Here is a 20,092-nt window from a genome sequence, read left to right as displayed (position 1 = left end):
CTGGCCGGGGGCCGGCCCAAGCCCTGCTACTGGATCGGCTGGTCAGCCGGTCTCGACGCGGGCGTCGGTTCGCACTTTGGCCGTGAGCGTGGCGGCTTCATCCAACGTCATGCCGGCTCCGGTGACGACGGCCGCCGGGTCCGCCATGACCGTCACGCCGACGGTGCTGTCATCACCCCAGACGCACGCGGGGGCGGTGATGGCTCCCTGGGGCGAGGTGAATTTCAGTTCCTGGCACTTGAGGACATCGCCGTCGAAGCCAGCCGGCGTGAATTTTTGGGGACTTCCGACCGTTTCGGCTGTTCCGTCCTCCACGAGGGCCTTGGTGATGACGGCGAGTGCGAGGTCTGCCGCTCGCTCCGAGTTGGTGACCTTGCCCCACACCCCGCTGAACTGAAGCTTCTTCTTCCCGGGCGTCTGGTAGTTGGCCGAAACCGGGTGCGCGTCCTCCACCACCGGTATCTCCTTGAGCTGCGCCTTGCCCGCTGGGGTCAGGTTGCTCTCGTCCTTGCCCTCGCCGACGCGCTGGTAATTGCTGGCCACCGTGTCCGGCGTACTCAGCTCGTACGGGCCGCCCCCGTCACCCCCGCCGAACAGCAGATAGCCCCCCACCGCGGCGACCACCACGGCGATTGCCGCACCGATCGCCAGGCCCGTCTTCTTACGCCGCCCACCGGGCCCGGCCGGCTGACCGTACGGGCTGGGCCCTGGCTGCGGGAACTGAGGCTGGCCAGGCGGCTGCGGCTGGGCGTATGGGCTGTGTTGGTAGGGCTGCTGCGGCTGGTACGGCGCGGCGGGCTGGGCGCCCTGCGCGTACGGGGAAGGGCTCTGCTGGCCGTAGCCGCTCGTCCCGTAGCCGCCGCTTTGGGCGTACGGGTTCGGTTGCTGGCCGTAGGAGCCTGGCTGCTGGTACGGGGCGGGTTGGCCGTAGCCGCCGGGTTGGGCAGACCCTCCCGTGGAGCTCGGTTGTTGCTGGCTGGGCTGGCCCGCTGGGGCTTGATCCTGCTGGCTCTGCTGGCTCTGCTGCCCTGGTTGGCCGGGAGCATTGGGGTAGCCGTAACCCGGCTGGCCCGCATAGGGGTTGGGCGCCTGGGGCTGGCCACCGCCGTTGCCGTACGGTCCCGGTTGCTCACCGTAGGGCCCAGGCTGCGGATGGTGGTGGCTCATAGGGCGTCTCCCCGGTGTGTCGAAGGCCACGCGCGGCAGTGCGCGCCTCACTCGGCCATCCTCCCGGACGCCTTGAGGGCGTCTCACCCCGGGGCGAACAACGGGTTCGTAACGGAGTCTCCCCGGCCCGTAGAATCGCCTCGTGACCGACAACACTCAGCGCCCGCACGACGGGCTCAACAGCGCCGCCCGCGAACTGCCGACCCAGTATGTGCCGGCCGATGTAGAGGGGAAGCTGTATGAGTGCTGGGTAGAGCGCGGTTACTTCGAGGCGGACGAAGCGAGCGACAAGCCGCCGTTCACCGTCGTCATCCCGCCGCCCAACGTCACCGGCAGCCTCCACCTGGGCCACGCCTTCGAGCACACGCTGATCGACGCCGTCACCCGCCGCAAGCGGATGCAGGGCTACGAGACGCTGTGGCAGCCGGGAATGGACCACGCGGGCATCGCCACGCAGAACGTCGTCGAGCGCGAGCTCGCCAAGGACGGCAAGTCCCGGCACGACCTGGGGCGCGAGGCGTTCGTCGATCGGGTCTGGCAGTGGAAGGCGGAGTCCGGGGGGCAGATCTCCGACCAGATGCGCAGCCTTGGCGACGGCGTCGCCTGGTCGCGTGAGCGCTTCACCATGGACGAGGGGCTGTCGCGCGCCGTCCAGACCATCTTCAAGAAGCTCTACGACGACGAGCTGATCTACCGCGCCGAGCGCATCATCAACTGGTGTCCGCGCTGTCTGACCGCCATCTCCGACATCGAGGTGGAGTACCAGCAGGACGAGGGCGAGCTGGTCTCCATCCGGTATGGCGAGGGCGACGCGTCGCTGGTGGTGGCCACCACGCGCGCCGAGACGATGCTCGGCGACACCGCCGTCGCCGTCCACCCGGACGACGAGCGCTACCGTCACCTGGTCGGCACCGAGATCGAGCTGCCGCTCACCGGCCGCCGTATCCCGGTGGTCGCCGATGCGCACGTCGATCCCGAGTTCGGCACCGGCGCGGTCAAGGTCACCCCGGCGCATGACCCGAACGACTTCGAGATCGGTCAGCGGCACGACCTGCCCGCGCCCGCGGTTCTCGATGAGCGCGGCGTCATCACCGCGCACGGCCCGTTCCAGGGGCTCGACCGCTTCGAGGCGCGCAGCGCCATCGTCGCGGCGCTGCGTGCCGATGGCCGGATCGTTGCCGAGAAGCGCCCGTACGCGCACTCTGTCGGGCACTGCTCGCGCTGCAAGACCACCATCGAGCCGCGGCTTTCGATGCAGTGGTGGGTCAAGGTCGGGCCGCTGGCGAAGCCCGCGGGCGACGCGGTCCGCGACGGCCGGGTCGCCATTCACCCGCAGGAGATGACCAAGCGGTACTTCGGCTGGGTGGACAACCTGCACGACTGGTGCATCTCGCGCCAGCTGTGGTGGGGCCACCGCATCCCGGTCTGGTACGGGCCGAACGGCGAAACGGTGTGCGTCGGACCGGACGAGCAGCCGCCGTCCGGCGACGGCTGGCACCAGGAGACCGACGTCCTGGACACCTGGTTCTCCTCCGGTCTGTGGCCGTTCTCCACCCTCGGCTGGCCGCAGGAGAGCGCGAGCGTCCAGAAGTTCTATCCGAACTCCATCCTGGTCACCGGCTACGACATTCTCTTCTTCTGGGTCGTGCGGATGATGATGTTCGGCATGTACGCGATGGACGGCACGCCGCCGTTCCAGACCATCGTGCTGCACGGCATGGTCCGCGACCAGGTCGGCAAGAAGATGTCCAAGTCCTTTGGCAACGCGGTCAATCCGCTGGACTGGATGGAGTCGTACGGCTCCGATGCCGTTCGCTTCACCCTCGCCCGGGGCGCCAACCCCGGCACCGATGTGCCCATCGGTGAGGACTGGGTCCAGGGTTCCCGTAACTTCGCCAACAAGGTCTGGAACGCGACCCGCTTCGCGCTGATGAACGGTGCGACGGTTCAGGGGCCGCTGCCCGCGGCAGCCGAGTTGTCGGCCGCCGACCGGTGGATCGTGTCCCGGCTGAACTCGGTCGTCGCCGAGGTGGACGCGCTCTACGAGGACTACCAGTTCGCCAAGCTCTCCGACACGCTGTTCCACTTCGCGTGGGACGAGGTCTTCGACTGGTACGTCGAGTTGTCCAAGACCGTCTTCCAGGCGGGTGGCCCGGCCGCGGACGTCTCGCGGCGGGTGCTGGGCGAGGTGCTCGACGTGACGCTGCGGCTGCTGCACCCGATCGTCCCGTTCGTCACCGAGACCCTGTGGACCACGCTCACCGGGCGCGAGTCCCTCGTCATCGCCGAGTGGCCGACCGACAGCGGCTTCAGGGACGCGGCGGCCGAGCGAGAGATCGCGGTGCTCCAGGAACTGGTCACCGAGGTCCGCAGGTTCCGCTCCGACCAGGGGCTACAGCCGGGTCAGAGGGTTCCGGCCCAGCTTGACCTGGAGGGCGCCGGGCTCGCGTCGCACGAGGCAGCGATCCGCTCGCTGCTGCGGCTTCAGGCCGCGGATGAAGGCTTTACGGCGACGGCTTCGCTGCCGGTCGTGGGCGCGACGGTGGCACTTGACCTGTCGGGCGCCATCGATGTGGCGGCCGAGCGCAAGCGGCTGGCGAAGGACCTGGCGGCGGCTGAGAAGGAGAAGGTCCAGACGACTGCGAAGCTCGGCGACGAGGCGTTCCTCGCCAAGGCGCCGGCGCCGGTGGTTGACAAGATCCGCAAGCGGCTTGAGTCGGCCGAGGCCGGCATCGTTCGGATCACGGCCCAACTCGCGTCGCTGCCGGAGGCGTAACGGCCGTACCGTAACGGGCGAACGTAGCGGCCGAACGGGCCTCGCACCACTGTGGTGGTGCGGGGCCCATTTGCGTGCGGCGGCGGGGGTGGCGCGGGCGGGGACGGGGCAGTTGGCGCGGATGGTCAGCTTTCGAGGGCGGCCGGACCCGCGGTGACCACCTCCGCGTTACGGCGTGTCTTCGCCCAACCGCCGCGGCCCCGGAACATCCGGCCCAGCGCCCGCGCGGACGCGGGGAACAGGTGGTACGCGTACAGCCACAGCGCCAGCCCCCACAGCAGCGCGACCAGCAGCGACCGATCGGGCGCGCGGTCGCGCCGGTAGATCGGGCCCCACAGCACGAACGGGCCGATCGAAACGACCGCGAGTGCGATGGCCAGCGGCCAGGCCGCGGTGATCGTGCCCAGTGCGTCGCGCACGCCGTCGTCGGCGATGTCGGCGCCGTGCGCCGCGCACAGCACGGCGCACAACACGAGCGTGAGCAGGTGCGCGACCGGCTGGAAGAAGGTGTACAGCGTCTCCAGGACGCCCCGGCCGCAGAAGTGGCGAGAGGCGATCACGCGCGGTGCGTAGCGCACGCACTGCAAATTGCCCTGGGCCCAGCGGGTGCGCTGGGTGAGCAGCCGGCGGGTACGCGGCAGGCCCTCCTGGGAGACCCAGGTGTCGGCGACATGGGTGATCTGGTAGCCGCCGAGGATCATGTGCAGGCCCAGCTCGTAGTCCTCCAGGAGGGCGCCGCGCTGCCAGGGGCGCCGCTCGGCTTCGGCGATCCGGTCCAGCGCGATGAGCCGGGTGAACTGGCCGTTTCCGCCGAGGCCAACCGATCCGGTGCGGGTGCGCAGGAGTTGCATGCCTACGTTGGATACGGAGAACTCCATGTCTTGCAGGCGAACCAGGAGCCGGGCCAGGGCGTTGCGTAGCCGCCCGTGCTCGGGCAGCGGGCGCCGGTCATCCACATTGCGCATCCGGACGTTGATCTGCACACCGCCGATGTCCGAGGAGCCGAAGGCGGCGGGTCCGCAGACGTGTGCCAGGGCCTGCGGCGCGAGTTGGCCGTCCGCGTCGATGACACACACGACAATCCGTGCGCGGTCGGCGCCCCCGGGAAGAAACTGGTTGAGCTGGTCATACGCGGCGTTCAGCGCGGCCCCCTTGCCGAGACGGGCGTTCGGTCGCTGCCGGCGTACGAGGTGTACATGTCCGTCATACGCGGCGAGGCCCGCGACGATCTCGGCCGTCCGGTCGTCGCTGTCGTCATCGATCGCCCAGACATGGCCAGCGGGGAAGTCACGCCGCAGTCGCGTGACGGTGGCCTCGACGACGGCCTCCTCATCGCGGCAGGGCACGAAGAAATGCCAGTCGAAGTCCCGCGGGTCACCGGGCACGGTCTTCGGTTGGCGCAGATAGGAGAGCCGGGCGCCGGCCCAGTAGAGGAGGAAGCAAAGAAGCAGGGCGACGGGGAAGAACAGCAGCACGAGGGTCATGGAGTGGACTTTCTGGACGGGCTGCGGTGGCTTTGGCGGCAGTGCGGATGGCAGGGGCGGGTGGCACCGCGGGGCGCTGCTGGGGTCGCCCCGCGAGGTGGTGGTTCGATGGGGCGGCGCGGGTGGCGCCTGGTGGCGCCAGAGGTACTGCTGTGGCGGCGGTGGGGCGTGTGGGTGCGGCCGGGCGGTCTTACGCCGCCGTGGTGAACTCCGCGCGGGCGGCGATCTCCGCGAGCAGCCCGACGATCCGCTCCGATGCCCGTCCGTCGCCGAAGGGGCTCGGCAGGGCGGCCAGGCGGCGCAGGCCGAGCTCGCAGTCAGCGAGCCGGTGGCGGGCGAGTTCGCCGATGCCGGGGCCGGGGGTGACCAGGTCGGCGAAGTCGGCCATCGCCTCGGGCCGCTCGGTGGAACGGCGTACGACGATCAACGGGCGGCCCAGGACGGTGACCTCCTCCTGGATGCCGCCGGAGTCCGAGACGATCAGCGCGGCGTGTCGGGCCAGGGCCAGGAAGTCGCCGTAACCGAGTGGTCGGGTCACCGTCAGGCCAGTGAGCAGCGCATCGAGGCCCGCCGCCTCGATGCGGCTGCGGGTGCGCGGGTGCAGCGGCAGCAGAACCGGCCTGCCGGTGGCGGCGATGGAGTTCAGCTCGTTCACGATGGCGCGCAGTGCGGCGGGATCGTCGGTGTTCTCCGGGCGGTGCACGGTGGCCAGGACATAGCCGTCCGCGGTGAGCCCGTACCGCTGGAGGAGGTCGGCCCGCTCGTCGGGGCCGGGGAGCTGGGCGTGTACGGCCTCGACGACGGTGTTGCCGGTCACGGCGATCCGCTCGTCGCTGAGCCCCTCGGCGAGCAGGTTGGCCCGGTTGTCCTCGGTTGCCGCGCACAGTACGTCGGCGATCCGGTCGATCAGTACCCGGTTGTGCTCCTCGGGCATGTTGCGATCGTGGCTGCGCAGCCCGGCCTCCACATGGAGGAGGGGGATGGTCCTGGCGTTGGCGGCGAGCGCTCCGGCGAGCGCAGCGTTCGTGTCGCCCTGGACGACGACCGCGAGCGGCGGCTCGGCGGCGAAGAGTGCGTCGAGTTGCCCGAGTGCGGCCGAGATCTGCCCGGCGCGGGACTGCCCGCCGACGCCGATCAGGAATGTCGGCGCGGGCAGCCCGAGTTCGGTGAGAAAGCGGCCCGACAACTCCTCGTCGTAGTGCTGGCCGGTGTGCACCAGGTGTGCCGCGGGGCCGAGGAGTCGCACGAGATCGGTGAGTTTCACCAGCTCGGGGCGGGTGCCGAGGACGATGGCGACACTGCGCGCGGGGAGGGAGTGCAAGGGGTCTCCAGGAGTGGCTGACGGGCGCTGACAGTCGTGGAGTGTGTGTGCGGCCGGTCGCCGGGTCGGGTGGCATGCGGTTGCTGAGTGGCTCACCCGGCCCGCCAGCCGGAACATGCGCCCGCACCGGCGGTCGGCTGCGACCGCCCGACCATCGACGCCCGCCCAGATCACCGCCGTGGGCAGTGCGCCGGGCGCCGCCTCCGGCCGGAACGGGTCGTCGTTCGGGGGGTGTGGCATCCAGCCCTCATCCAGCCCTCACCCAGCGTTCGCCGGATGACGATGGGCTCATCACATCAAGGGGAGCGGTCGCGTCCAGGGGAACGATGCGCAAGATATCGGCGACTACCCCTTGCTATCCGCAGTTATCGGTGCAAACCGTATGTCCCGCTGGCACCTCGTCCACTGAACACGGCCGTGGCGGGCCGTCGTGTCCCACGCGTATCCCACCGGTGCCGCACCCGCGTACCCCCCGCATCGCATCGGTGCCGCATGCGGGCACCCCCGCATTCCACCGGCGTTGGCCCCGCTCCCCTCGGTGCGGGGGCATCCTTCGTCGAGCGTTGGCCGGGCGAGAGCTCGTGCTGTCGTACCCGCCTCGTAGACTGGGCGCCGTGAGCGAGCGCCCCCCGAGTGACGAATCCGAGCCCGATGGGCTCGACGGCTTCGACGAGATCGTCAAGGCCGAGACCGAGCGCGACCCCGACCTCGCCCTGATTGAGGCGGGCAGTCGCACCCTGCGTACCCAGGCGGGGCCGCCCCAGGGCGATGGTGTGCCATCTCGGCCCCATGACCCCGAGCTAGATCGCGCGCTGCGCGAGGTCGAGGTGGAGCTCGCCGGGCGCTGGGGCGAGACCAAGCTCGACCCTTCGGTCGAGCGCATCAAGGCCGTGCTCGACATCCTGGGCGACCCGCAGCGCGCGTATCCGGCGATCCACATCACTGGCACCAACGGCAAGACCAGCACCGCCCGCATCATCGAGGCGCTCCTCGGAGCCTTCGACCTGCGGACGGGCCGTTACACCAGCCCGCATGTGCAGTCGATCACCGAGCGCATCAGCTTGGACGGCGAGCCGATCTCCGCGGAGCGGTTTGTCGAGACGTACCGGGACATCCAGCCGTATGTGGAGATGACCGACGCGCAGCAGCAGTTCCGGCTTTCCTTCTTCGAGGTGTTGACGGCCATGGCGTACGCGGCGTTCGCCGACGCGCCGGTGGACGTCGCGGTGGTCGAGGTCGGCATGGGCGGCACCTGGGACGCGACCAACGTCATCGATGGAACGGTCGCCGTGGTCACTCCGATCTCGCTCGACCACACCGACCGGCTCGGCACCACTCCCGAGCAGATCGCCGTCGAAAAGGCCGGAATCATCAAGGCCAGGGACGCGGCGGATGGTGGCGCGGGCTGCACCGTGGTGCTGGCCCAGCAGCCGGTGGATGCGGCGTCGGTGCTGCTCAAGCGTGCGGTCGAGGTGGACGCCACGGTGGCGCGGGAAGGCATGGAGTTCGGCGTGCTCGCCCGGGAAGTCGCGGTCGGCGGTCAGCTCTTGACGCTGCGCGGGCTCGGCGGTGAGTATCCGGACATCTTCCTCCCGCTGCACGGGGCGCACATGGCGCACAACGCTGCCGTCGCGCTCGCCGCCGTTGAGGCGTTCTTCGGCATCGGCTCGCAGCACGCCCGCACCCTCGACCTGGACATCGTGCGGGCCGCCTTGGCGAACGTCAGCTCGCCTGGTCGGCTTGAGGTGATGCGCCGCAGCCCAACCGTGGTGCTCGACGCGGCGCACAATCCGGCGGGTGCGCGGGCGGCGGCCGAGGCGGTCACCGAGGCATTCAGCTTCAGCCGGCTGATCGGGGTGGTGGCCAGCAGCTCGGGCAAGGACGTGCGGGGCATCCTGGAGGCGTTCGAGCCGATCTTCACCGAGGTCGTGGTGACGCGGTATGCGCACGACCGGGCGATGGACGTGGATGAGTTGGCGGCCGTCGCCGTGGAGATCTTCGGGCCCGACCGCGTTCAGGTCGAGCCGCGTCTTGACGAGGCGCTTGAGGTGGCCGTGACGCTTGCCGAGGAGGATTCCGAGTTCGCTGGCGCCGGCGTCCTGGTCACCGGTTCTGTCATCACCGTGGGAGAAGCCCGGCTGCTCCTTGGGAGGGACTGAGCGTGCGAACGCTGCGAATGCTGTGTGCGACCACCTTGATCAGCGAGTTCTTCGTCATCGGCTTCGCTGGGCTGGTCGCCATGAAGTCCGACCTGTCCATGGCAACGGTGTGGACGGTCAGCGGCATCGCCATGGGACTGTGTGTGCTGCTGTGCGGCATGCTCCGCTGGCCGTGGGCGCTCCAGGTCGGTTGGGTGCTGCAATTCGGCCTGGTGCTGAGCGGTTTCGTGGTGCCGGTGATGTTCTTCCTGGGCGCCGTGTTCGCAGGTCTGTGGTGGGCGTCCATCCACTACGGGCGCCACATCGACGAGGCGAAGGTCCGCTTCGCGGCGATGGACGCGGCAGCGGAGGCGAAGGCAGCGGCCGAGGCGCAAGCTGCGTCGGAGTCGGAGTCGGAGGTGGAGGCGGAGGCGGAGGCGCGAGCGGGAGCGGCGACCGGCAGGTCCGCTGCGGACGGCACGCCCGAGGGCGGACCGGCCGGGGACGGACCGGCCGGGGGCGGAACGGTCAGGGGCGGAACAGTCGGGGCCGGGCCGGCCGGGGATGGCGCACCCCGCGCGGCGTCTGACTCTGCGTAAGCCGGTCGGGCCAGGGGCCAGGTCGGGCCGCGTGCCCCGGCCTGCGGGGAGTCTTGCCCCTCTCCCTCGGTGGTGGCCGCGACCGTAACCCCGCACGGGCTGGCCTTTCGGCCCGCATCGGGCGACCCGTACCTCAGCGCAGAGCTCGCGCACCGCACCGGAATGCGGGCCTGTGCGCCATACCGGCATGCGGGCTCCCGCGCCGCACTGACACCGGGCCCGTGCCGCGCGCCGCACCGACAGCCGGGCTTCCGCCGTCACCAGCACGCGAGCTCGCGCAGCTCGTCGCGCGCGGGCCCTGTGCGGCGGCCCGCTAGGGCCCCTGTAGCCTCGGGCGCAATAACCCACGTCACACCGCCAAGGAGCCGCGATCATGAGCCAGCGCACCCTCGTCCTTCTCAAACCCGACGCGGTCAGGCGTGGTCTGGTGGGCGAGATCTTGGGCCGCATCGAGACCAAGGCGAACTGGCAGATCGTCGCCCTTGAGCTGCGGACCCTGGAGCGCGAGGTGCTGGAGCAGCACTACGGCGAGCACATGGGCAAGCCGTTCTACGAGCCGCTGATGGAGTTCATGGCGTCAGGCCCCGTGGTGGCCCTTGTGGTCAAGGGCGAGCGGGTGATCGAGGGCGTACGGGCGCTGGCTGGGCCGACCGACCCGATCGCCGCCGCGCCCGGCAGTATCCGCGGTGACTTCGGCACCATCGTGCGGGAGAACCTCATTCACGCGTCGGACTCCGAGGAGTCCGCCGAGCGAGAGATGAAGATTTTCTTTCCCGGTCTTGCCTGACGAGACGACCATATTTTGATCGGTTTCCTCACTTCGCTGACCACAGTGAGCCCCTGTTGACCAGGGAGCGACCGTGTTTTTCCGGTTGCTCCCTGGCATATGCCCATCGTTTGAGGGAACGCATCACCGCGACACGACGTCCCCATAGGTAGGGGCCAGCCCGTGTTCCGCCGACAATGGCGGAGGAACCCTCGCGCCGTGCAGCCACGGGCGAGACTACGATGGAACCTCGCGCGCCTCGTAAGCGCACCCACCACGCCGACCTCAAGCAAGCATTCGCTCCAGTTGGGAAGGCCAGACGCATCCTCATGGGGAACAACATGTCGTTCATCGGCCGTGACATGGCTGTCGACCTCGGGACCGCCAACACGCTGGTTTACGTCAGAGGCCGTGGGATCGTCCTCAACGAGCCGTCTGTTGTCGCGATCAATACGAACACTGGCGGGATTCTCGCCGTGGGCGCCGAAGCGAAGAAGATGATCGGCAGGACGCCGGGGAACATCGTCGCCGTGCGACCCCTGAAGGACGGCGTTATCGCCGACTTTGAGATCACCGAGCGTATGCTCCGCTATTTCATTCTAAAGATTCACAAGCGCCGTTATCTGGCCCGGCCGCGCGTCGTGGTCTGTGTGCCCAGCGGCATTACCGGAGTCGAGCGCCGCGCCGTCATTGAGGCGTCCACGCAGGCCGGTGCCCGCCAGGTGCACATCATCGAGGAGCCGATGGCGGCGGCGATCGGCTCCGGGCTCCCGGTGCATGAGGCGACCGGCAACATGGTCGTGGACATCGGCGGTGGCACCACCGAGGTCGCGGTCATCTCGCTCGGCGGAATCGTCACGGCACAGTCCATCCGGGTGGCCGGCGACGAGCTCGACAACGCGATCATCCAGCACATCAAGAAGGAGTACAGCCTGCTGCTCGGCGAACGCACCGCCGAGAGCATCAAGATCACCATCGGTTCGGCGTACGAGTCCGAGCAGGAGGAGCACACCGAAATCCGCGGCCGTGACCTGGTCAGCGGGTTGCCCAAGACGGTGGTCATCTCCGCCTCCGAGGTGCGCAAGGCCATCGAAGAGCCCGTCAACTCGATTGTCGATGCGGTGAAGACCACGCTCGACAAGTGCCCGCCCGAGCTCTCCGGCGACGTCATGGACCGCGGCATCGTGCTCACCGGCGGCGGCGCGCTGCTGCGCGGGCTCGATGAGCGGCTGCGCCGCGAGACCGGAATGCCGATCCACATCGCCGAGGACCCGCTCGACTCCGTGGCCCTCGGCGCGGGCAAGTGCGTGGAAGAGTTCGAGGCGCTTCAGCAGGTCCTCGACTCCCAGCCACGGCGCTGAACCAACGGTCGGGTGAACGGATGCCGCCGCGCAGGTGACCACGTCCTGGAGCGGTGGAACCTCCGCATAATGGGTCGCGTAAACCTCGTATGACGTCATAAAACCCGCATCACCGGTACAGCGCATGCCGCGTCACTCGTAGCCGCACATCGCGCGGTACGCAGCAGGACCCCCCAACCCAGGACGCGGTCCGTACGGACAGCGTTTCCATAGAGGCAGGACGCCCCGACCGGCCGCCGCCCCGGAGTGGCCGGTCCGACGAGGAAGGCACGGCCGCCGTACGTGAGGGACACCCGAGAGAGCCGGCTGCTATTGGTGCTGCTGGTCGCCATCGCGTTCGCACTGATCACTGTGGATATCCGCGGTGGCGAGGACTCCCCGCTCGACAAGCCGCGCACGGCGGCACAAACGGTATTCGGTCCGGTGGAAGACACCGTGGCCACCGCCGTTGACCCGGTTGGCAACGCCATCGCCGCCGTACGGGACTCCGATGATCGACACGATCGGATCAGCAGCCTTGAGCGCGAGAACGCCGTGCTCAAGCAAAAGCTCGGCAGCGACGACCGCAATCGCGCTCGCGCCGCCGAACTCGACACGATGCTCAAAACAGCGGGCCGAGGCCAATACGGCATTAAGGGCGCCGAGGTCATCGCGATAGGAGCGGCCCAGGGCTTCTCCTGGACGGTCACCATCGACGCCGGCAGCAACGACGGCATCGCCCGCGATATGACCGTCATCAACGGTGACGGCCTGGTCGGCCGGGTCACCACCGTTGGCCCATCCACCGCCACCGTGCTGCTCGCCAACGACCCCGACTTCACCGTCGGCACCCGGCTGGAAAAGACCAGCGAGATCGGCTTCGCCAACGGGCAGGGTGACCGCTCGCTGCGCGTTCAACTCCTCAACGGCAAGGCCAAGGTGAAGAAGGGCGACCGGATGGTCACCTTCGGCTCCCGGGCCGACCGGCCGTTCGTGCCCGGCGTCCCGGTCGGCGAGGTGGTCCGCGTCGACCCCTCGCGCGGTGACCTCACCCGCACCGTCCAGGTCCGCCCGTACGTGGGCTTCACCAAGCTCGACATCGTCGGCGTCGTCGTCAAGCCGCCGCGTACCAACCCGCGCGATGAGGTGCTGCCGCCCAAGCCCGCGAAGAAGCCGACTCCGAAGATCACCGTGACGGTCCCCCCCAGCGCGAACGCGACGCCCGGAGGCGCAGCCCAGTGAAACGAATCACCCTTTCGTCCTTCCTGGTGGTCGTTGCCCTGATCCTCCAGGTCACCGTGCTGGCCAGACTGCAACTGCCGGGCGCCGTGCCCGATCTGCTGCTGCTTGTCGTGCTCGGCCTCGCCCTCGTCTACGGGCACACCGCGGGCTCCGTGATCGGCTTCTGCGCCGGACTCCTGGTGGACTTCGCCCCGCCGGCCGACCACGCCGCAGGCCGGTACGCGCTGGTGCTGTGCGTCATCGGCTACCTGGCCGGGCTCGCCAAGCCGGAAAAGGGCCAACTCCGCTCGGCCACCGGCCCGATGTTGGTGGTCGTGGGCGCCGCGATCGGTGCCACGCTGCTGTACGCGGCGGTCGGCACGCTCGTCGGAGACGATGCGGCCCGGCACGTGGGCCTGAGCAAGCTGCTGTTCACCGCGGCCCTCTACGACCTGCTGCTCGCGCCCTTCATCGTGCCGTTGGTGATGGCACTTGCCCGACGCACCGAGAAACATCCGCTCAGCGACGGTGGCGGCACCTCGTCGGGCGGCACCAGGGACCGCTCGCCGAACTGGCTGACCCCCGGCTCCGGCGCGGGTGGCAGCGTCGGCGGTTGGGGCAAGGCTGCCCAGCTCGGCAAACCCAGCCGGTTCGGCAAGTCCATTCGGCTGGGCAAGTCGGTACGCATCGGCAGCCAGCGCGGCGGCCTGCTGGCCAAGCCGGTCAAGAGCAAGACGGCACGCATCAAGGGGGTCAAGCGCCTGTGAGGCAGCACGCATCTGCGCGGGGCCCGCGCGGCGGCTCGTATGGCGGCCCGGACGGCGGCTCGTATGACAACCGATACGCGCTCCGGTACCAACTGGTCAGGGGGACACGGTGAGCAACATTCCGGAGACCGGGCGGACCACCCGGATCACCATCCGGCTGGTGGCCATTCAGATCCTGGTGTTCTCGCTGCTGCTCACGCTCGGCGGCCGGCTGTGGTACCTCCAGATCCGCAACGGCGACGAGTACGCCAACCAGGCCAGCAACAACCATGTCCAACAGGTCGTCGAGCCGGCCGTACGCGGCTCCATCCTCGACGCCCGCGGCGTACCGCTGGCCGACAACCAGACCCGGCTCGTGGTCTCCGCAAGCCGCACCGAGTTGATAAAGATGCCGGACGACGGCCAGGCCGTGCTCGGCCGGCTCGCCGAGGTGCTCGACATGGAGCCCACGGAGGTCGCCGACAAGGTACGGCTGTGCGACGCGAAGACTCCGCAGCCCTGCTGGAACGGCTCCCCTTACCAGCCGATCCCGATCACCGACGAGGCCACCACCCAGCAGGCTCTCCAAATCCGCGAGCGGGCCGAAGAGTTCCCCGGCATCAGCGCCGAGCCCACCGCCGTACGCCGCTACGCCGCGCCCGGCGAGGCCAACACCGCGCAGGTGCTCGGCTACCTCTCGCCGGTCACCGACGAAGAGATCACGAAGGCCAAGGACAGCGAGTCGCCGCTGCTGCGGTCCGACCAGGTCGGCCGCTCCGGGCTTGAGCGCACCTACGACAGCCGCCTCCGCGGCAAGGCCGGAGTCACCCGCTATGAGGTGGACAACCTCGGGCGCGTCATCGGCAAGGCCAACAGCGACCAGGCTGAGCCCGGCGCCAACGTCGTCACGAGCATCGACGCGCGCGTGCAGGCCATAGCGGAGAAGGAGCTCAACAAGGCGATGAAGGCCGCCCGCAAGGTGCACGACCGCAACACCAACCGGAACTACAAGGCGGACGCGGGCGCCGTTGTGGTCATGGAGTCCAAGACGGGCCGCATCGTATCGATGGCCTCCAACCCGACCTACGACCCCAACGCCTGGGTCGGCGGCATCTCCGGCAAGGACTACAACAAGCTCACCGGCAAGAGCTCCAACTATCCGCTGCTGAACCGGGCCATCCAAGGACAGGCGGCGCCCGGCTCGATCTTCAAGGTCATCTCGGCGACCGCCGCGGTGAACGCGGGCTACGCCTTCGACAACACGTACAACTGCAGCAGCGCCTTCAACATCGGCGGCCAGGTCTTCAAGAACTTCGAGTCCAAGGGCTACGGACCGATCAACATCGGCCGCGCCCTAGAGGTCTCCTGCGACACCGTCTTCTACGACCTCGCGTACAAGCAGTGGCAAAAAGACGGCGGAAACAACCCGAAGAAGAAGCCGGGCGACTATTTCTACAAGACGGCCCATCAGTTCGGGCTCGGTGACGAAACGGGCATCGACCTGCCCAACGAGGTCCCCGGCCGAGTGCCCGACCGGCAGTGGAAGAAGGACTTCTACGAGGCCAACAAGGACGCCTGGTGCAAGCAAGCGAAGACCAAGAAAGAGGACTACGCCACCCGGGTCGCTCGCGAGAACTGCGCCGAGGGCATGAAGATGCGCGCCGGTGACAGCGTCAACTACTCGATCGGACAGGGCGACACCCTCGTCACGCCGATACAGATGGCGTCGATCTACAGCGCGATCAGCAACGGCGGCACGCTGTATGACCCCACGGTCGGCAAGGCCATCGTCAGCCCCGATGGCAAGAAGGTCGAGGAGATCGCCCCCACCTCGCACGGCAAGCTGCCGATGCGCGGCGAGACCCGCAACAAGATCGATAAGGCGCTGGCCGGTGTGGTTACCAACGGCTCCGCCGCCTGGCGGTTCGGTGGCTGGCCGCAGGACAAGATCCCGATGCACGCGAAGACCGGCACCGCCGAGGTGCATGGCAAGCAGACGACCTCGTGGTTCGCCTCGTACACCAAGGACTACACGATCGTCATGACGATCTCGCAGGGCGGCACCGGTTCCGGTGCGTCGGGCCCGGCCGTACGCAACATCTACAGCGCGCTGTACGGCGTGGACGCCAAGGGCCAGATCGACAAGAAGAAGGGCCTGCTGCCCACTCCGCAGCAAAAGCTGCCCACGATCGAGAAGGACGGCACGATCGAGGCGCCGCGCATCAAGCCTCCCAAGGAGAGCGTGCCGGTCGAGCAGACACCCGTACTCGCCGCACGCGAACTGGACCAGCGGCCGGTGACGACGCTGGCGGCGGGCGATCGCCCTGTCTCCGCGCTCACCCCCGCCGCACCGCCGTTCGTGGCGGCCGGGAGGCGAGGACAGTGACCTCCTGGGACGGCTTCTTCGTACGCCGCTTCAGCCCGGAGCCCGGCGCCTGGGGAAAGCTGACGGCACGCGACTCGATCGTGCGCCGACTGGACTGGACGCTGATGATCGCGGCGCTCGCGCTGTCCGCGATGGGCGCGATACTGGTCTACTCCGCCACCCGCAACCGCACCGAGCTCACCGGCGGCGACCCGTACTCCTTCCTTTTCCGGCACACCCTCAACACCGGCCTCGGCCTTGGCATGATGGTTGCCACCATCTGGCTGGGCCATCGCACCTTGCGCAGCGCGGTGCCGGTGCTCTACGGGCTCTCGGTGATCCTCGTGCTCGCGGTGCTCTCGCCGCTGGGCTCCACGGTCAACGGAGCGCACTCCTGGATTCAGCTCGGGGGCGGCTTCTCGCTCCAGCCTTCCGAGTTCACCAAGATCACCATCATTCTGGGCATGGCGATGCTGCTCGCGGCCAAGGTGGACGCGGGCGACCGGCAGCATCCCGATCACCGCACCGTGCTCCAGTCCCTGGCCATCGCCGCCGTGCCCATCGCCATCGTGCTGCTGATGCCGGACCTCGGTTCGGTGATGGTGATGGCCGTCATCGTGCTGGCCGTGTTGCTGTCATCCGGTGCGTCCAACCGCTGGATCGCCGGCATCCTCGGCGCGGGCGTGCTGGGCATCGTGCTGATCTGGCAGCTCAACATCTTGGACCAGTACCAGATCGACCGCTTCGCCGCGTTCGCCAACCCGGCCCTGGACCCCGCCGGCGTCGGCTACAACACCAACCAGGCCCGCATCGCCATCGGCTCGGGCCAACTGACCGGCTCGGGCCTGTTCAAGGGCAGCCAGACCACCGGGCAGTTCGTCCCCGAGCAGCAGACGGACTTCGTTTTCACGGTCGCGGGCGAGGAACTCGGCTTCCTCGGCGGCGGCCTGATCATCCTGCTCGTGGGCGTGGTGCTGTGGCGCGCCTGCCGCATCGCCCACAGCGCCCCCGAGCTGTACGGGACCATCGTCGCGGCCGGGATCATCGCCTGGTTCGCCTTCCAGTCCTTCGAGAACATCGGCATGACGCTCGGCATCATGCCGGTCACCGGCCTGCCACTGCCCTTCGTCTCCTACGGCGGCACCTCGATGTTCGCCGCGTGGATAGCGATCGGCCTGCTTCAGTCGATCAAGGTACAACGGTCGATATCGGCGTAACGGCGGTCGCTGCGCACCGCTGAGTGGCCTTGGCGCGCGCGGTCGCTGCGGTGATCGCTGCGCTGGCTGGCTGGCGCCCTGGGAACTGTCCGTGACGGACGGCGCCCGGGGCGCCTGTGCGTGGGGCGCGCCTGGGTTGCGATCAGGAGGGCGGGGTGGGGCGTACCGCGAGGATGGCTAGGTCGTCGGCGTTGTCGGCGCCTAGGCCGATGAGGAGTTCGTCGCAGAACACGTCGAGGGGCTCGCGTGCCAGGGTGGCGGTGAGGCGGCGCAGTCGGGCCATGGCGTGGTCGAGGGATTCGCCGCGGCGCTCGATGAGGCCGTCGGTGTACAGCAGCAGGGTCGAGTGGGGCGGCAGGTCGCTTGTGCCGTCGGGGCGGGGCATGTCGGGGTCCATCCCAAGGAGCAGGCCCGCGCCGTCTTCGAGGTAGCAGGTGTCGCCTTCCGCGGTGGTCAGCAGCGGTGGTAGATGCCCCGCGGAGGAGAAGTGAAATTCCCAGGGACCGTGGGCGGGGCCCTTGAGGAGGCCGTACAGGCAGGTGGCCGTCGCCTCTTGGTACAGGCTGTGGTTGGCCAGGTCCAGGCGGCGCAGGACCGCCTGCGGAGGCTCTTGGCGATCAATGGCGATGCCGCGGAGCATGCTGCGCAACTGGCCCATCATGACGACCGCGTCGAGGTTGTGCCCGGTGACATCGCCGATGACCAGCGCCGTGCCCTCGGAGACGAGGAAGCTGTCGTACCAGTCGCCGCCGACCTGCGCGGTGGCGGACGAGGCGACATAGCGGGCGGCCAACTGTAGGTGCTCCACAACCGGAAGTTTGGGGAGCAGTGAGTGCTGGAGGCGTTCGGCGACGTTGCGGGTGTCCTGGTACAGGCGGGCGTTGTCCACTCCCAGGGCGAGGGTGCGGACCACGTCGTCAACGAGGGACAGTTCGTCCGCGGTGAACGGCCGGTCCGCACCCATGCGGGCAACGGTCAAGGCACCGAAGATCTCCCGGCGCGCCCGAAGCGGGGCGATGATGGCGCTCGTCGTGCCCAGTTGCTCCAACAGCTCCACATACTGGGTGTCCAGGGGGCTCTCGGTCTGGGGCGGCGGGGGAGCCTCGGTGAGCAGCAGCGGGCCCGCGCCGCGCAGCACTCGGGCCAGGGGGCCTCGCGCGACCTGGGACATCGGGGGAAGCCTGCCCTCGTACTCCTGGGGGAGCAGCCCCTGGGGCGGACGGCGGTGGACGACGCAGGCCCGGTCCACTTGGGCATGGTTGTCGAGCAGGTCCACCGCGCACCAGTCGGCCAGCTGTTGCGTCAAGATCCGGCCCACGCTCTGCAACCCCTCGTGCAAGTTCATGGTGTTGCTCAGCGCGTTGCCGATGCCAGCCAGCAGGGTGAGCCGCTCTAGCGCCGACATGTCCGTATCGGAGCCGCTCGGCCTGCTGTCGCGTTCCGGGACGATCGGGCGGTATGGGCCGCCTGGCTCCTGGGGCGCCGAGGGCTGACCTTTCTCGGGAGCGCTCTGCGCATGCACGGGTTCGGTCGCCCTGGGGGCCAGTTGGGCGACGAACACGGTGCGGCCGTCGGTCGTCTCCTGGGTCTGGATGATCAGCCGGACAGGGACCAGGTGGCCATCGTGGTGCAGCGCGGGAAGCGGCACCGAGCGGCCCAGGATGCGGGCCTGACCGGTGAGCAGCAGCGAGGTGAACGCCGAGATGTGGCGTTGCCGCAAGTGCTCCGGAACGATGGTGGTGAGCCTGTGTCCGACGAGCTCGTCCGCCTTCCAGCCGAGCAGGTCGGCCGCCGGCCCGTTCGCTGCGACGATCCGGTTCGTCTCGTCGGCGGCAATGGTCGGGACCCTGCTGGCCCGCACATGGCTGTGGTCCCACGGCACCAGTTCCGAGGGGCTGACGCCCGGCTCGTGGGGCACCAGCGTCCATGCGGTGGGTGATCCGCCGTTGAGCTGGCCGATGATCTGGTCTAGCAGCCATTGCTGAAAGGCGCGGCTACGCGGCAGAGCCGGCAGAGTGAGCAAGCGCTCTTCCCGGGCTGCCGTTTCGGCCAGTTCGAGCACCTGACGCAGGGCCGCCATCGATGGTGCGGCGTCCGCCGGTACCGGCAGGGGCAGGGAGTGGATGTCCGTAAGGGGCGGATGCTGCTTCAGCGCGGCCGTCACACAGGCGCTGATGACATTGTTCATGTCGTGAGCGGCGGCAAGATCCTCCGGTTCGACACCGAGTCCGTCTCCGGCGGATGCGGCGAGCGCGAGCTCGCCCAGCAGCGCGTGCCGATGCTGTTCGGATGCCGAGTACAAGGTGCTCGGCATGTCCACCAGCATGACGGTCTCGCGGGAGCTGAAGGACGCCGGCAGGGCGGGCTGCCAGCCGGAGGACGGCGGTGGCAGGCCATCGGACCGCAGCTCGAACCACACCGTCTTGTGGTCTTCACCGCTTTCGAACCCGTGGCGGTACGCGAGCAACTCGACCATGGCCAGGCCCTGTCCCGTACCGGCGTACGGAGGGCTTTTCCGCGGCGTCAGGCAGCGGGCGGGCCGAGCGTCGCTGACCTGCACGCACACCCTGCTGCCAACGGTTCGAACCGACACGTGCACATCGGTGGCCGCATGGAGCACCGCATTGGTCACCAATTCGCTGACCAGAAGCTGAGCGGTGTCGACTACGTGTGGCGCGGCTCCGCCCAAGGCGGTCCGGACGAAACGCCGAGCCGACGCGACGCTCTCCGACCGCTGCGGAAAGTGCCGCGACTGTGCTTTCGGCGGATCTGGGTTGCCCATGCGTCCAGCCTGCCTCACGCTGAGTGTCCTTGCAGCCGCGCTCTGCACGTTTGCACTAGTCAGCGCGTTGGCGGTGCCCGCAGCCAGGGAGGAAACCGAGGCGGATTGCCACGTTTCGTCAGCGGGCCATCCGCCTCGCGTACCACTGCTGTGGGCCAGGTGGGGGAGCC

12 protein-coding genes and 1 pseudogene are annotated in these 20,092 nt (G+C 69.0%); 9 read left to right on the top strand and 4 right to left on the bottom strand.

Annotated features, from left to right (window positions below):
• Positions 1-42: 42 nt before the first annotated feature.
• Positions 43-1,167 carry a hypothetical protein gene (locus tag FHS42_RS09235; protein ID WP_184570877.1) on the bottom strand — a complete coding sequence of 375 codons (1,125 nt, stop codon included), beginning with the start codon at positions 1,165-1,167 and terminating at the stop codon, positions 43-45.
• A 142-nt stretch (positions 1,168-1,309) separates the two neighbouring features.
• Here FHS42_RS09235 and FHS42_RS09230 point away from each other — a divergent pair, with 142 nt between their 5' ends.
• Positions 1,310-3,943: a valine--tRNA ligase gene (locus FHS42_RS09230; protein WP_184570875.1), complete on the top strand. Its 2,634-nt coding sequence runs from the start codon at positions 1,310-1,312 to the stop codon at positions 3,941-3,943.
• Between the two features lie 125 nt (positions 3,944-4,068).
• Here the strand turns inward: FHS42_RS09230 and FHS42_RS09225 are convergent, their stop codons facing one another.
• Both FHS42_RS09225 and wecB read right to left on the bottom strand, forming a co-directional pair.
• Positions 4,069-5,427 (bottom strand): XrtP-associated glycosyltransferase, encoded by a 1,359-nt coding sequence (locus FHS42_RS09225; protein WP_184570867.1) that lies wholly within the window; start codon positions 5,425-5,427, stop codon positions 4,069-4,071.
• 190 nt (positions 5,428-5,617) lie between these two features.
• A complete protein-coding gene (gene wecB / locus FHS42_RS09220) occupies positions 5,618-6,988 on the bottom strand; it encodes a non-hydrolyzing UDP-N-acetylglucosamine 2-epimerase (protein WP_246494435.1) in 1,371 nt (456 codons plus the stop codon).
• A gap of 374 nt (positions 6,989-7,362) precedes the next feature.
• Here wecB and folC point away from each other — a divergent pair, with 374 nt between their 5' ends.
• The 8 genes and pseudogenes from folC (at position 7,363) to rodA (ending at position 17,140) form a co-directional block, all read left to right on the top strand.
• A complete protein-coding gene (gene folC / locus FHS42_RS09215) occupies positions 7,363-8,907 on the top strand; it encodes a bifunctional tetrahydrofolate synthase/dihydrofolate synthase (protein WP_184570865.1) in 1,545 nt (514 codons plus the stop codon).
• Positions 8,908-8,918: 11 nt separating this feature from the next.
• Positions 8,919-9,272: pseudogene (locus FHS42_RS36775) on the top strand (DUF4233 domain-containing protein); the annotation flags it as partial.
• Positions 9,273-9,858: 586 nt separating this feature from the next.
• Positions 9,859-10,272: a nucleoside-diphosphate kinase gene (gene ndk, locus FHS42_RS09205; protein WP_184570863.1), complete on the top strand. Its 414-nt coding sequence runs from the start codon at positions 9,859-9,861 to the stop codon at positions 10,270-10,272.
• A gap of 320 nt (positions 10,273-10,592) precedes the next feature.
• The gene (locus FHS42_RS09200; RefSeq protein WP_184571583.1) at positions 10,593-11,612 is read left to right on the top strand and encodes a rod shape-determining protein; all 1,020 of its coding nucleotides are present in this window, start codon (positions 10,593-10,595) and stop codon (positions 11,610-11,612) included.
• Positions 11,613-11,894: 282 nt separating this feature from the next.
• Positions 11,895-12,833: a rod shape-determining protein MreC gene (mreC, locus tag FHS42_RS09195; protein WP_184570861.1), complete on the top strand. Its 939-nt coding sequence runs from the start codon at positions 11,895-11,897 to the stop codon at positions 12,831-12,833.
• Positions 12,830-13,579, top strand: coding sequence for a rod shape-determining protein MreD (mreD, locus tag FHS42_RS09190; RefSeq protein WP_184570859.1), 750 nt, complete (start codon positions 12,830-12,832; stop codon positions 13,577-13,579). Before mreC ends, mreD begins: the two co-directional genes overlap by 4 nt.
• Before the next feature lie 109 nt (positions 13,580-13,688).
• Complete coding sequence (mrdA, locus tag FHS42_RS09185) at positions 13,689-15,944, top strand: penicillin-binding protein 2 (RefSeq protein ID WP_184570857.1); 2,256 nt, start codon at positions 13,689-13,691, stop codon at positions 15,942-15,944.
• Positions 15,941-17,140 (top strand): rod shape-determining protein RodA, encoded by a 1,200-nt coding sequence (rodA, locus tag FHS42_RS09180; protein WP_184570855.1) that lies wholly within the window; start codon positions 15,941-15,943, stop codon positions 17,138-17,140. Before mrdA ends, rodA begins: the two co-directional genes overlap by 4 nt.
• Before the next feature lie 142 nt (positions 17,141-17,282).
• On the opposite strand, the gene FHS42_RS09175 is transcribed toward rodA, so the two are convergent.
• On the bottom strand, positions 17,283-19,922 hold the full coding sequence (locus tag FHS42_RS09175) for a SpoIIE family protein phosphatase (RefSeq protein ID WP_184570853.1): 2,640 nt from the start codon (positions 19,920-19,922) through the stop codon (positions 17,283-17,285).
• Positions 19,923-20,092 lie beyond the last annotated feature (170 nt).

The organism is Streptomyces zagrosensis (assembly GCF_014203645.1).
GTDB lineage: Bacteria > Actinomycetota > Actinomycetes > Streptomycetales > Streptomycetaceae > Streptomyces > Streptomyces zagrosensis.
Note: the sequence above shows the minus strand (reverse complement) of the source record. Positions and strands in the feature narration are given on the sequence as shown.

What these genes read in the sequence shown, in the direction of transcription:
- FHS42_RS09235 (WP_184570877.1), bottom strand. Translation starts at nt 1,167, where the DNA reads ATGAGCCACCACCATCCGCAGCCTGGGCCCTACGGTGAGCAACCGGGA.
- FHS42_RS09225 (WP_184570867.1), bottom strand. Translation starts at nt 5,427, where the DNA reads ATGACCCTCGTGCTGCTGTTCTTCCCCGTCGCCCTGCTTCTTTGCTTC.
- wecB (WP_246494435.1), bottom strand. Translation starts at nt 6,988, where the DNA reads ATGCCACACCCCCCGAACGACGACCCGTTCCGGCCGGAGGCGGCGCCC.
- ndk (WP_184570863.1), top strand. Translation starts at nt 9,859, where the DNA reads ATGAGCCAGCGCACCCTCGTCCTTCTCAAACCCGACGCGGTCAGGCGT.
- FHS42_RS09200 (WP_184571583.1), top strand. Translation starts at nt 10,593, where the DNA reads ATGTCGTTCATCGGCCGTGACATGGCTGTCGACCTCGGGACCGCCAAC.
- FHS42_RS09175 (WP_184570853.1), bottom strand. Translation starts at nt 19,922, where the DNA reads ATGGGCAACCCAGATCCGCCGAAAGCACAGTCGCGGCACTTTCCGCAG.